This is a genomic window from Mesorhizobium sp. LSJC269B00 (assembly GCF_000502815.1).
GTDB lineage: Bacteria > Pseudomonadota > Alphaproteobacteria > Rhizobiales > Rhizobiaceae > Mesorhizobium.
The window spans coordinates 396,062-409,319 of sequence record NZ_AYVN01000003.1 but is presented as its reverse complement, the minus strand read 5'-3'; the positions used below and the strand labels follow the sequence as shown (position 1 = coordinate 409,319).

The 13,258-nt window shown below is 64.2% G+C and carries 11 protein-coding genes; 8 read left to right on the top strand and 3 right to left on the bottom strand.

Features of this window, described 5'->3' with window-relative positions:
• Positions 1-54: 54 nt before the first annotated feature.
• Together X771_RS154850 and X771_RS154855 are read left to right on the top strand one after the other, a co-directional pair.
• Positions 55-726: a winged helix-turn-helix domain-containing protein gene (locus tag X771_RS154850; RefSeq protein ID WP_023672160.1), complete on the top strand. Its 672-nt coding sequence runs from the start codon at positions 55-57 to the stop codon at positions 724-726.
• A gap of 56 nt (positions 727-782) precedes the next feature.
• Positions 783-2,171 (top strand): ATP-binding protein, encoded by a 1,389-nt coding sequence (locus tag X771_RS154855; protein ID WP_023687610.1) that lies wholly within the window; start codon positions 783-785, stop codon positions 2,169-2,171.
• A 192-nt stretch (positions 2,172-2,363) separates the two neighbouring features.
• On the opposite strand, the gene X771_RS154860 is transcribed toward X771_RS154855, so the two are convergent.
• Positions 2,364-3,233 carry a helix-turn-helix domain-containing protein gene (locus tag X771_RS154860; RefSeq protein WP_023687609.1) on the bottom strand — a complete coding sequence of 290 codons (870 nt, stop codon included), beginning with the start codon at positions 3,231-3,233 and terminating at the stop codon, positions 2,364-2,366.
• A 106-nt stretch (positions 3,234-3,339) separates the two neighbouring features.
• Between X771_RS154860 and X771_RS154865 the strand changes: the two genes are divergently transcribed.
• The 5 genes from X771_RS154865 (at position 3,340) to X771_RS154885 (ending at position 9,758) form a co-directional block, all read left to right on the top strand.
• The gene (locus tag X771_RS154865; protein WP_023687608.1) at positions 3,340-4,608 is read left to right on the top strand and encodes an ABC transporter substrate-binding protein; all 1,269 of its coding nucleotides are present in this window, start codon (positions 3,340-3,342) and stop codon (positions 4,606-4,608) included.
• A 284-nt stretch (positions 4,609-4,892) separates the two neighbouring features.
• Positions 4,893-5,753, top strand: a complete 861-nt coding sequence (locus tag X771_RS154870; RefSeq protein ID WP_023672163.1) for a sugar ABC transporter permease — start codon at positions 4,893-4,895, stop codon at positions 5,751-5,753.
• 13 nt (positions 5,754-5,766) lie between these two features.
• Positions 5,767-6,603, top strand: coding sequence for a carbohydrate ABC transporter permease (locus X771_RS154875; RefSeq protein WP_023687607.1), 837 nt, complete (start codon positions 5,767-5,769; stop codon positions 6,601-6,603).
• 12 nt (positions 6,604-6,615) lie between these two features.
• Positions 6,616-7,695, top strand: coding sequence for a sn-glycerol-3-phosphate ABC transporter ATP-binding protein UgpC (gene ugpC, locus X771_RS154880; RefSeq protein ID WP_023687606.1), 1,080 nt, complete (start codon positions 6,616-6,618; stop codon positions 7,693-7,695).
• 29 nt (positions 7,696-7,724) lie between these two features.
• On the top strand, positions 7,725-9,758 hold the full coding sequence (locus X771_RS154885) for an aldo/keto reductase (RefSeq protein WP_023687605.1): 2,034 nt from the start codon (positions 7,725-7,727) through the stop codon (positions 9,756-9,758).
• A 178-nt stretch (positions 9,759-9,936) separates the two neighbouring features.
• Here X771_RS154885 and X771_RS154890 read toward each other — a convergent pair whose 3' ends face one another.
• Complete coding sequence (locus X771_RS154890) at positions 9,937-10,365, bottom strand: Lrp/AsnC family transcriptional regulator (RefSeq protein WP_023672167.1); 429 nt, start codon at positions 10,363-10,365, stop codon at positions 9,937-9,939.
• A 150-nt stretch (positions 10,366-10,515) separates the two neighbouring features.
• On the opposite strand from X771_RS154890, the gene X771_RS154895 reads away from it, so the two are divergent.
• Positions 10,516-11,619 (top strand): saccharopine dehydrogenase family protein, encoded by a 1,104-nt coding sequence (locus X771_RS154895; RefSeq protein ID WP_023672168.1) that lies wholly within the window; start codon positions 10,516-10,518, stop codon positions 11,617-11,619.
• Positions 11,620-11,779: 160 nt separating this feature from the next.
• On the opposite strand, the gene lpdA is transcribed toward X771_RS154895, so the two are convergent.
• Positions 11,780-13,168 (bottom strand): dihydrolipoyl dehydrogenase, encoded by a 1,389-nt coding sequence (gene lpdA, locus X771_RS154900; RefSeq protein ID WP_023672169.1) that lies wholly within the window; start codon positions 13,166-13,168, stop codon positions 11,780-11,782.
• Positions 13,169-13,258: the final 90 nt, after the last annotated feature.

The following is a 13,258-nucleotide window of genomic DNA, read 5'->3' as shown; positions in this document are numbered from 1 at the left end:
CGCCGGTGCTAGCATGCCGCTCTGGCAAAGCCTCGGCAACAGACCGGAACAGAGATGCGACTTCTCCTTGTTGAGGATGACCCCAGGACCGCAGACTATGTCGTCAAGGGCCTGAGCGAAGCCGGGCATGTCTGCGATCTGCTGCGCGACGGGCATGACGCGCTGTTTGCCGCGACACGCGACGCCTATGACGTGATCGTCGTCGACCGCATGCTGCCCGGCCTCGACGGCCTGTCGATGATCAAGGCGGTGCGGGCGGCGGGCGTGCGCACGCCGGCGATCTTTCTGACCTCGGTCGGCGGCGTCGACGACAGGGTTGAAGGGCTCGAGGCCGGCGGCGACGACTATCTCGTCAAGCCATTCGCCTTTTCCGAACTGCTCGCCCGCATCAACGCGCTCGGCCGTCGCCCTGCGGTGCAGGAGCTGAAGACGACGCTGCGCATCGCAGACCTCGAAATGGACCTGATCCAGCGCCGCGTCACCAGGCAGGGCCAGGCGATCGACCTGCAGCCGCGCGAATTCAGCCTGCTCGAAGTGCTGATGCGCGGCGAGGGCCGCGTCATCACCCGCACCATGCTTCTGGAACGGGTCTGGGATTTTCACTTCGACCCCAAGACCAGCGTCGTCGAAACCCATATCAGCCGGCTGCGCGCCAAGATCGACAGGCCGTTCGAAACCGCGTTGATCCACACCGTGCGCAACACTGGCTACAGTGTTCACGACTGAGGCGCGGCATGACAGAAACTTGCCATGACTGAAGCTTGCCATGACTGAAACGCACTATGACTGAGACAGGCTCTCGCCTGCTGCGCAGCACGCCGTTTCGGCTGGCCCTGACCTTCGCCTTGCTGTTCGTGCTCGCCTTCATCCTGTCAGGCGCCATCGTCTACCAGCTGATGAGCGCGGATCTTGCCGAGCAGCTCGACCAGTCGGTCAAGGAGACCTATTCGGTCGTGGCGGTGACCTATGCCGGAAACGACCGGGAGGATCTGGTTTCGGCAGTCGACAGCCACGCCGCGCTCAGCCCGAGCAAGGAACAGCTGTTCTCGCTCACCGATCCCGCCGGCAATCGCCTGGCCGGGAATTTCACCGCCGCCGACCTTCCCGATGGCTTTTCGGATTTTGCCGCTTCCCTGCCAGGCGTTGCGCCGGACACTATGTACCGCGCCTGGACCGGTTCGGTCGGGCCCAACAGCCTGACAATCGCCTTCTCGCTCTCCGAAACCGAGGAGCTGGAACGCATCGTTTTGATGAGCTTCGGCTGGGCCACCCTGATCATTTCAGGGCTGGCGGTGGCTGGCGGCGCCTTGCTGGCGTCGCGTGTGCAGCGTCGCCTCGACGGCATTGCCACCACCATGGACGATGTCTCCAACGGCCGGCTCGACGCCCGCATTCCACTGCTCGGCAATGGCGACGACATTGACGGCGTCTCGCGCCAGGTCAACGCCGCGCTGGAGCGGCTGGCGGCGCTGGTGGACGGCATGCGCCAGGTCAGCGCCGACATCGCGCATGATCTGAAGACGCCGCTCAACCGGCTGCAGATGATTTTGGAAGCTGCGGCCGACAGGACCGCGCGGGGTGAGGCCGTTGCCGATGAGCTGGCGGAGGCACGTGGGGAAAGCCTGCAGATCAACGATACTTTCGATGCGCTGTTGCGTATTGCCCAGATCGAGGCCGGCGCCCGCAAGTCGCGCTTTGTCGATCTCGACCTCACCGGCGTCATCGATGCCATTGCCGAAATCTACGCCGGTGTCGCCGAGGATGACGGCAAGTCGCTGTCGGCCACGATCGTCCACGGCACCCCATGCCTGGTCCACGGCGACCGCGACCTGCTGACGCAATTGTTTGCCAATCTGGTTGAGAACGCGCTGCGGCATTGCCCCCATGGCACGGCAATCCTTCTATCGGTGCGGCGGCAAGGCGACCGCATTCTGGCTGAGGTCGCCGACAATGGCCCCGGCATCCCGGCGCAGGAGCGCGAAAAAGTGTTCCAGCGGCTCTACCGGCTGGACTCCAGCCGCACCACGCCCGGCAGCGGCCTGGGCCTCAGCCTTGTGCGGGCCATCGCCGACCTGCATGGTGCAACGATTGCGCTGGAGGATCGCCGGCCTGGGCTGGCGGTAATTGTCGGGTTTCCTCGGGCGGAGGGCACCGGTCCCGGCTTGAAATGACAACGCCAGAGCCAGGTCGACCCCACTCCGTCGAGCGAAGCAGCGACGGAGTGGGGGAAGGCGCTCATGAAACGCCAAGTCGCTGACAACTTTCTCCAAGTTGATGATCGCATCCGACAAAGGCGGTCGCGATTAGCCTTGCACATGTTTCCACCCGGAACGGCTGCGGGTTGATCAAGATGATCGTTGAACCTATCGGCCCACCGCACCCCGGCGAAAATCCGAGGGCGACATCCCTGCCAGTTTGCGGAAGGATTTGTTGAAGGCGCTGAGCGAGCCGAAGCCGGAATCCATGGCGACGCGCAGCACATTGGCGTCTTCATGCATCAAAAGCGCCTGCGCATAGCTCAGCCGCAACAGGTTCATATATTCGTTGAGCGTCATGCCGGTCGACTTCTTGAAAATGCTCATGGCGTATTTGGGATGGATGTCGGCCGCCGCCGCGATGTCGACGCAGTCTATCTCGTAGAGGAAATTCCCGGCGATGAAGTCGCACATGCGCCCGACATTGCGCAGCGATTGCTGGTCGAACGGGCCGCCGGGTTCCTGGCCGATGGCGGTTTCCGGCACCAGCTGGTAGGGCTCGAAGCGCACCCGCTCCAACCGCAGCAGCAGCTCGTTCACGGCGTGCTCGGTTATCGCCGGATCGCCCGAGCGGAAATAGCGGTTCCAGCGTTCGAAATTGTGATGGTCGGCCTGGTCGGTCGCCGATGTCACCAGCGTGGCGCCCGTCATCAGCCGGTGGCGGACATCCGTCGGCAGGTGCAGGCGGAAGAAATGCACCAGCGGCAGATGCGCGCCGGCATAGATGGCGTCGTCGGAGAGATCGTCCATCTGGTGCGGCAGCCCGCCCCAGAACAGGCACATGTCGCCGGCCGACAGCGAAATCTCGTGCTCGTTCATGCGGTAATGCACGCTGCCGCGGACGATGAAATTGACCTCGACCTGGGCATGCCAATGCGGCTTCAGCATCACCAGCGGATGGTTGTGAAACATCTGCAAAGCCATCGGCAGGCCTTCGACGCTGCTGGCGCCAGGCTGGTAAAACGGCCGTTCCGGCATCTTACTTTCCGCCCATCTTTTATTCCCGTTGTCAGGGACAAGCCTTCCGCGCCGCCTAGTCTAGCCATGCTCGCGAAGAGAGAGCAAATGAAATGGGAGGATTTCAATGCGCACGACACTGATCTGTGCCGCGCTGGCGCTTGGCCTGGGCTCAGCCCCGGCTTTGGCGCAGTCCGGCGAAATCACGATCTGGAGCTGGAATATCGCCGCTTCGTCGCTGAAGGCGACGGTGGCCGGCTTCAACAAGCAGTATCCCGACATCAAGGTCACCGTTCAGGATCTCGGCAACCAGCCCACCTATGACAAGTCGATCGCCGGCTGTGCGGCCGGCGGCGTCGGCCTACCCGATATCGTCTCGATCGAAAACGGCGAGGCCGAGAACTACTGGAGCCAGTTCCCCGATTGCTTCGTCGATTTGCACACGCTGGGCTACACCGCCGACGACCAGAAGAAATTCCCGGATTTCAAGCGCACCGAACTGGAGGTCGGCGACAAGGCCTATGCCATGCCGTGGGATTCCGGCCCAGTCGCCGCCTTCTACCGCCGCGACTTCTACGAGAAGGCCGGCGTCGATCCGGCCTCGATCAAGACCTGGGACGACTTCATCGCCGCCGGCAAGAAGGTCCAGGCCGCCAATCCCGGCGTCACCATGACCAATGCCGATTTCAACGGCGACACCGAATTCTTCCGCATGATTTCCAACGAACAGGGCTGCGGCTATTTCGCCGCCGATGGGCAGTCGATCACCGTCAACCAGCCGAAATGCGTCGACACGCTGGCCAAGATCAAGGACATGAAGGACGCCGGCATCATCTCGTCGGCCGACTGGGGCACCAAGATCACCAACAACACCGCCGGCACCGTCGCCACCCAGGTCTATGGCGGCTGGTATGAGGGCACCATCCGCACCGAATCGGCCGGCGAAAACGGCAAATGGGGTGTCTATCTGATGCCGAGCCTCACCGCCGACGGCCCGCGCGCGGCCAATCTCGGCGGCTCGTCGCTCGCCATCACCTCAGCCTCGAAGAACAAGGAGGCCGCCTACGCCTATCTGAAATACACGCTCGAGACCAATGAAGGCCAGATCACCATGCTCAGGGATTTCGGCCTGGTGCCGTCACTGATCTCGGCCCTCGACGACCCCTACGTCTCGCAGGGCCTGCCCTATTGGGGCGGCCAGGCAGTGTGGAAGGACATTCTCGCCACGCTGCCCAAGGTGGTGCCGAGCCGCGGCACGCCGTTCCAGAGCGACGCCGAAATCATCATGCGCGCCGTGCAGACCAAATATCTCGGCGGCGGCTATCCCGATGCCAAGGCCGCCCTCGACGACGCCGCCAGCCAGATCGCTTCGGCGACGGGACTGCCGATCAAGTGACCAAGGCGGAGATGTTGGCGGGCCAGATATAGGGCAATTTGCCGGACCGTTGGCGCTGCCCCTCACCTGCCTGCCGGCATCCTCTCCCCGTATAGTGACGGAGAGGGGACGCTCTCGCCCAACAGTTCGCCAATCGCCGGCGGCGTCCCAACAAGCCCCTTCTCCCCGTCACTATACGGGGAGAAGGTCCCGGCAGGGGGATGAGGGGCGGCGCCAAGCCTTAATAATTGACGCCAGCCAACAACACACCGGATCAACCGGGAAAGCGGAAGGAGGAGGAAACCATGCGCTACCAGAACGCCACGGCCTATCGCTTCCTCACGCCCTACCTCCTGATCTTCGCCATCTTCTGGGTGTGGCCGATCATCTCCTCGTTCATGATTTCCTTCCAGGCGACGCGCACGGTGCCCTGGCGCTTTGCGCCGACGTTCAACTGGGGCCGCCTGATCGGCGACCCCGCTTTCTTCAACGCGCTGAAGAACACGCTGCTCATCCTCGTCATCCAGGTGCCGGTGATGATCTCGCTGGCGATCATCATGGCGGTGCTGCTGAACTCGCCGCTGCTGAAAGCACGTGGCCTCTACCGCTTCGCCTTCTTCGCTCCGGTGGTGGTCGGCGAGGTCGCCTATTCCGCCGTGTTCCGGCTGATGTTCAATCTCGATTTCGGCATCATCAACAAATTGCTCGCCGGCGTCGGCCTGGCCAAGATCGACTGGTTCTCCAACGTCACACCGGCGATGGCGCTGATCATGATCGCGGTAACCTGGCGCTGGGCCGGCTACAACGCCATCATCCTGCTCGCCGGCCTGCAGTCGATCCCCGAGGATGTCTATGAAGCAGCGACGCTCGACCGCGTCAGCAAGCTCAAGCAGTTCTTCTACATAACGCTGCCGCTGCTCAAGCCGGTCATCGTGTTTTGCGCCGTGCTGTCGATCATCGGCACCATGCAGCTGTTCACCGAGCCGTTCCTGATCACCGAGCGCGGCGGCCCCGGCGGCGGCACCGAGACGCTTGGCCTGCTGCTCTACCGCCAGGGTTTTCGCTCGCTCAATTTCGGCTACGCCTCGGCCGTCGCCTACACGATGGCGGGGCTGGCCATCGCCATCACGCTGGTGCAGCTGTGGCTGACAAGAGAGCCGAAATGAGAGGGGAGCCGAAGTGAGTTCGCTCTCGCAACGCCGGCTCGGCCGTAGCGTCCTGCTGCATCTGGTCCTGACGCCGCTGGCGGTGATCTGGCTGTTTCCGCTGTGGATGATGGTGGTGTTTTCGACCATGCCCGACAACGGCATTTTCAGCCCCGGCATCGAGCTTCTGCCGCACGGCAATTTCGTCGACAATTTCAACAACCTGCAGCGCGACACCAATTTCGTCGGCGCCATCGGCATTTCGGTGGCGGTGGCGGTGACCTACACCTTCTTCTCGGTGCTGCTGACCTCGATGGCCGGCTGGGCGCTCGCCCGCTATCAGTTCTTCGGCAAGGGCGCGGTGGTGGCGATCATCCTCGGCACCATCACGCTGCCCTATGCGGTGGTGCTGATCCCGCAATTCATCATGGTGGCGCGCGACTTCCAGCTCGCCAACACCTGGATTGCGTTGATCGTGCCACCCTTGTTCAATTCGCTGGGCGTGCTGTTCATGCGCCAGGCTTTCTCGATGATGCCGGCCGACCTCTTCGACGCGGCACGTGTCGAAGGCGTCAAGGAATGGCGCATCTTCCTGTTCGTCGCTTTGTCACTGGCGCGGCCGATGCTGGCGGCGCTCGCCATCATTCTGTTCCTCGCTTCGTGGAACAATTATCTCTGGCCGCTTTTGATCAACAGCCAGCCCGGCGCGATGACCGCACCGGTGGCGCTGGGCACGCTGATCGGCCTGACCAAGGTCTCATGGGGCGGCATCATGGCCGGCGCCGTCATGCTGACCGTGCCGATGCTGGTCGTCTTCGTTCTGCTGCAGCGCCATTTCATCGCCGGCATCGCCGCCGGCGCCGTCAAGTAGGACTAGAGCGATATGGCGGCAGTCACCCTCACCAATGTCGTAAAACGCTTCGGCGTCTATGAGATCATCCATGGCGCCAACATCGATATCGCCGATGGCGAGTTCGTCGTCTTTGTCGGCCCGTCGGGTTGTGGAAAATCGACGCTGCTCAGGATGATCGCCGGGCTGGAGGATATCAGCGGCGGCGAGATCGCCATTGGCGGCAAGGTGATGAACGATGTCGAGCCGGCCGAGCGCGGCATCGCCATGGTGTTCCAGTCCTACGCGCTCTACCCGCACATGAGCGTGGAGCAGAATCTGAGCTTTGGCCTCAGGATGACCGGCAACCCCAAGGAGGACACCGAGCGGCGGGTGAAGCGGGCCTCCGAAATCCTGCGCATCACAGAGTTGATGACGCGGCGGCCCAGGCAATTGTCCGGCGGCCAGCGCCAGCGCGTCGCCATTGGCCGCGCCATCGTGCGCGAACCGCAAGTCTTCCTGTTCGACGAGCCGTTGAGCAATCTCGACGCCGAGCTGCGCGTCCAGATGCGGGTCGAGATCTCGCGCCTGCACAAGGAGCTCGGCACGACGATGATCTATGTCACCCACGACCAGACCGAAGCGATGACGCTGGCCGACCGGATCGTCGTGCTGCGCGGCGGCCATGTCGAGCAGATCGGCCGGCCGCTCGATCTCTACGACAATCCCGACAACCAGTTCGTCGCCGGCTTTGTAGGCTCGCCGAAGATGAATTTCATCAAGGGCCGCGTCGTCGGGCGCAACACGAGCAGCGTCACCGTCGAGCTGGTAGGCGAGGAAAAGACCCGCATTATGCAACCGTTGACCGGCGCCGTGCCAGAAACAGGAGCCAAGGTCATTGTCGGCGTGCGGCCCGAACATTTCGGCAATGGCGGCGAAGGCGAAGCCGACCTCACCGTCGGCATCGACGTGGTCGAGCATCTCGGCGGCACCAGCTTCATCTATGCCAGGACCGCCCATGGCGAAGACCTGGTGATCCAGCGCGACGCGGCAAAGGTCCCCGACACCCAGGAGATCACCGTGTCCATCCGCAAATCCTATCTGTTCGATGAAGACGGCCAGCGGCTGCGCTGAGCGCTTCCAGCCTTGCAAGGAGAATGATCATGACTGCAACCGCGCCCCTCCGCTGGGGGATACTTGGGCCCGGCGACATCGCCAAAGCGTTCGCCCGCGGCGTGGCAGGCTCGCGCACCGGCACGATCGTGGCGCTCGGCGCCCGCAATCCCGGCAAGGCAGGCCTGGCCGAGACGTTTCCCGGCGCCCGCATCCTCGACGGTTACGACGCGCTGCTCGCCGACCCCGAGGTCGACGCCGTCTATATCGCCATCCCGCATCCCGGCCATGCCGAATGGGGAATCAAGGCGGCGGAAGCCGGCAAGCATGTGCTGTGCGAAAAGCCGCTGGCGCTGACCGCCTTCGAGGCCGACGCCATGATCCATGCCGCGCGCAAGGCCGGCACCTTCCTCGGCGAAGCCTTCATGTACCGCCTGCACCCGCAGACGGCGAAGCTGGTCGAGGTGATCCAGTCGGGCGTCATTGGCGATGTCAGGCTGATCAAGTCGAGCTTCGGCTTCGCCATGCCGGGCTTCATGCCCGAGCACCGGCTCTACGCCAACGATCTCGCCGGTGGCGGCATTCTCGACGTCGGCGGCTATCCCGTCTCCATGGTGCGGCTGATCGCGGGCGCTGCCACAGGCAAACCCTTCGCCGAGCCGGACAAGGTTGTCGGCACCGCCCATCTCGGCAAGTCCGGCGTCGACGAATGGGCCTCGGCGCTGCTGCATTTTCCCGGTGGAATCGTTGCCGAGGTATCCTGCAGCATCTCGCTCAAACAGGACAATGTCCTGCGCATCCTCGGCACCAAGGGCCGCATCGAGGTGCCGGATTTCTGGTTCGCCGGCGGCGGCAACCGCGATGGCGGCCCTGGCCGGATCGATGTAATTCTCGCCGACGACACGCGCGAGACCATCAGCCTCAACGAAACCCGCCATCTCTATTCCTTTGAGGTCGACGCCGCCGGCGAGGCGATCCTGGCCGGCAAACAGGAATTCGCCTGGCCGGGCATGGGCTGGGCCGACAGTCTCGGCACGCTGCGTGTGCTCGACAAATGGCGCGCTGCCGTAGGGCTCGAATATGAAATCGAAAAGCCGGCTAAGCGAACCAACACCCTTTCGGGCCGGCCGCTGCGCACCGGCGGCACCGCCATCGGCAAGCGCAAGATTCCGGGCCTGTCGAAGCCGGCCTCCGTGGTGGCGCTCGGCTTCGAGGATTTCCGCACCTTCTCGTCGGGCGCAATCCTGCTCGACGCCTTCTTCGAGGCCGGCGGCAATCTGTTCGACACCGGCTATGTCTACGGCGCCGGCTACACCGAAACGCTGCTTGGCCAGTGGCTCAGGAATCGCGGCGTGCGCGAGCAGTCGGTGATCATCGCCAAGGGCGCGCACTCGCCGCTCTGTTATCCCGATGTCATCGGCAAGCAGCTCGCCCAGTCGTTGGACCGGCTGCAGACCGACCATGTCGACCTCTATTTCATGCACCGCGACAACCCCGATGTGCCGGTCGGCGAATTCGTCGATGCGATGGACGCCGAGGTCAAGGCCGGCCGCATCCGTGGCCCGTTCGGCGGCTCGAACTGGACGATGGCGCGCATGGACGAGGCGATTGCCTATGCCGAGCGCACCGGCAAGCAGAAGCCCGGCGTGCTCTCCAACAATTTCTCGCTGGCCGAGATGCTGGAGCCGATCTGGGCCGGCTGCATCACCTCGTCCACCGACGACTGGAAATCCTGGCTGACGAAAAGGCAGATGCCCAACTTCGCCTGGTCGAGCCAGGGCCGCGGCTTCTTCACCGACCGCGCCGGCCGCGACAAGCAGGACAATGAGGAGCTGGTGCGGGTCTGGTATTCCGAGAAAAATTTCGGCCGCCGCGACCGCGCCATCGAGCTGGCGCAGCGCCTGGGCAAAAGTCCGATCCACATCGCGCTCGCCTATGTGCTGGCGCAGCCCTTTCCGTCGGTGCCGTTGATCGGCCCGCGCACGCTGGACGAGTTGGAGGACAGTTTGAAGGCGCTGGATATCAGGCTGTCGGCGGAGGATGTGGCGTGGCTGGATAGCGGGCCGGAAAGGCGGCGGGCTTAGCAGCTAATCTCCCCCCTTGAGGGGGAGATGTCGCCGAAGGCGACAGAGGGGGTCGCCTCGCGTGGAGCGCTAACCTCCTTCTGCAGCGGCAGGTAGGCCGAGCCCAGTCGAACCGACCCCCTCTGGCCTGCCGGCCATCTCCCCCGCACGGGGGAGATTAGCGGCTCATGCGTTCCACCTACCGATCGATCCGTGTCGACAAAATAATCGACGACGACGTCCGCTCGACCCCGTCCATCGCCCCGATCTCGTCCAGCAACGCATCCAGATCCCTGATCGACGGCGCGTCGACGATGACGATCATGTCGAAATTGCCGCTCACCGAGTGCAGCGTCCGTACCGGCGGCAGCGCCTGCAGCGCCCGCACCACCTTGTCGGCGAGCTTGGGCGTGACGGTGAGCAGCACATGCGCCCGCACAAGCCCCTGCTCGTAGTCCGGCGCCATCCGCACGCCATAGCCGGTGATGATGCCGCGCTGTTCCAGCCGCTCGATCCGGCTCTGCACCGTCGTGCGCGAAACGCCGAGCTGGCGCGCCAGCTCAGTGGTCGACGCGCGGGCATTGGCGCGCAGCAGGGAAAGCAGTTTTTGTTCGGCGTCACTGAGCATTTCGACGAACCTCGTCGGCGTATCGTTCAATTGCAGGGTTCATTTCGAACGATCCCACGCTTCCTTTCGACAGGCAAGCTGCGATTCTTGAAGGCATCGCGTCCACCGCGCGGCGGTCTGGGCCAAAGAGTTTTCACGAGGGGCAAGGTCATGAAGAAAATCATCGTCGTCGGCGCCGGCAAGATCGGCTCCACCATTGCAGGCATGCTCGCCGACAGCGGCGACTACCACGTCACCGTTATCGACCGCGCGGCGGCGCAGCTTGCCGCGGCCGAACTTCCCGCCGGCGTCGAGGGGCTGGAGCTCGATATCGCAGCGCCGGGCGCACTCGAGGCCGCCCTTGCCGGCGCCTTCGCCGTGCTGAGCGCCGCCCCCTTCCATTTGACCACGCGCATCGCCGAAGCGGCCGCCGCCACCGGCGTGCACTATCTCGATTTGACCGAGGATGTCGTCTCGACCCGCCGCGTCAAGGAGCTGGCCAAGTCGGGCAACAGCGCCTTCATTCCGCAATGCGGCCTGGCGCCGGGCTTCATCTCGATCGTCGCCAACGATCTCGCCAGCCGCTTCGACACGCTGGAAAGCGTTCGCATGCGCGTCGGCGCGCTGCCGCAATACCCGTCCAATGCGCTGAACTACAATCTGACCTGGAGCACCGACGGCGTCATCAACGAATATTGCGAACCCTGCGAGGCGATCGTCGAGGGCGAGCTGATCGAGGTGCCGCCGCTGGAGGAGCGCGAAGAGTTCTCGCTCGACGGCGTCACCTATGAGGCCTTCAACACCTCTGGCGGTCTCGGCACGCTGGCCGAGACGCTGAAGGGCAAGGTGCGCACGCTGAACTACCGCACCATCCGCTATCCCGGCCACGCGGCGATCATGAAGGCGCTGCTCAACGATCTCGGCCTGCGCCACCGCCGCGACGTGCTGAAGGATATCTTCGAGAGCGCCCTGCCGGCAACGCTGCAGGACGTGGTCATCGTCTTCGTCACCGTCTCGGGCCGCCGCAATGGCCGCCTGCTGCAGGAAACCTACGCCAACAAGATCTATTCGCAGCGCATCGGCAACCAGGTGCGCAGCGCAATCCAGATCACCACCGCGTCCGGCATCTGCGCCGTGCTCGACATGCTGGCCGACGGCACCTTGCCGGCGACCGGTTTCGTCAAGCAGGAAGACATCGCGCTGGATGCGTTTCTCGCCAATCGTTTTGGGCGCGCTTATGCGCAGCACGAGATGGTGAGCCGGCTCGCAAGCTGAGCTACTTCACCCTCCCCCTTGTGGGGAGGGTCGGCGCGCAATCGGAGCGAAGCGGAGATGGCGAGACGGGGTGGGGGTGAGCGCTGACGGTCGGCGAGGACCCCCACCCCGCTCCGCTACGCGGATCGACCCTCCCCACAAGGGGAAGGGTAAGCGCACTTCAAATATGCAGCGCGTGGCCCAGCGCCTTCAGCGCCGCTTCCTGGAAGCCTTCGCCTTGCGTCGGATGCGCATGGATGGTCCCGGCGATATCCTCCAGCCGCGCGCCCATTTCCAGCGCTAGGCCGAACGCCGCCGCCAGTTCCGACACGCCTTGCCCGACCGCCTGGATGCCCAGCACCAGATGGTTGTCCGCGCGGGCGACAACACGAACAAACCCGTCCTCGCCGAGTTTCGTCATCGCCCGGCCGTTGGCGGCGAAGGGGAACTGGCCGATCTTGATTTCGCCTGAAGCCTTCGCCTCCTCCGGCGTTAGCCCTGCCGTCACCAGCTCCGGATCGGTGAAGCAGACGGCCGGGATCGAGCGCTTGTCCCAGCTGCGCTTGTGGCCGGCGACGATCTCGGCCACCATTTCGCCTTGCGCCATCGCCCGGTGCGCCAGCATCGGCTCGCCGGTGACGTCGCCAATGGCATAGATGCCGCGCATCGAGGTGCGGCACTGGTCGTCGATCTTGATGAACTTGCCGGCCATGTCGAGATCGATCTGATCGAGGCCCCAGCCCTCCGTCACCGGCTTGCGGCCGACCGTGACCAGGATCTTGTCTGCCGCGATTTTGGTGCTCTTGCCGTCCGCGGTCTCGACCAGCAGCGCGTCGCCCTTGAGCCCCTCGGCCTTGGCGCCAAGCATCACCTCGACGCCGAGCTGGGCCAGCCGTTTCACCACCGGCCGGGTCAGTTCCGCATCATATTGCGCCAGCACGCGCGGCAGCGCCTCGACCACGGTCACCGCGGCGCCCATTTTGGCGAACGCCATGCCTAGTTCCAGCCCGATATAGCCGCCGCCGACCACGGCGAGCTTTTTCGGCACCTCGCCGAGAGCCAGCGCTTCTGTGGATGAAATCACCGGGCCGCCGAACGGCAGGAACGGCAGTTCCACCGTCGCCGAGCCGGTGGCGATCACAACCGTTTCGGCGCGGATGATCTGGGTGCCGGTCTCGGTCTCGACCGCGACGGTCTTGCCGTCGCGGAACGTCGCCCAGCCATAGACGGTCTTGACCTTGGCCTTCTTCAGTAGCCCGGCAACGCCCCCGGTCAGCCGGCTAACAATGCCGTCCTTCCACGCAACCGTCTTGCCGAGATCGAGCACCGGAGCCGCCACAGAAATGCCGAGCGGACTGCTGCCGCCGGCCATATGCGCGACCTTCTCGAACTCTTCCGCCGCATGGATCATCGCCTTGGACGGGATGCAGCCGACATTGAGACAGGTGCCGCCCGGTTTGCCGGCTTCGACGATCACCGTATCGATGCCGAGCTGGCCGGCACGGATAGCGCAGACGTAGCCGCCGGGCCCGGCGCCGATGACCAGCAGCTTGCAGGAGATTTCTTTCATGGCGTGACCCTTTGATGCGAGGGAATGTTCCGTCGCGATCCTTCGCGCCCCCCTCTGTCCTGCCGGACATCTCCCCCACGAGGGGGGAGA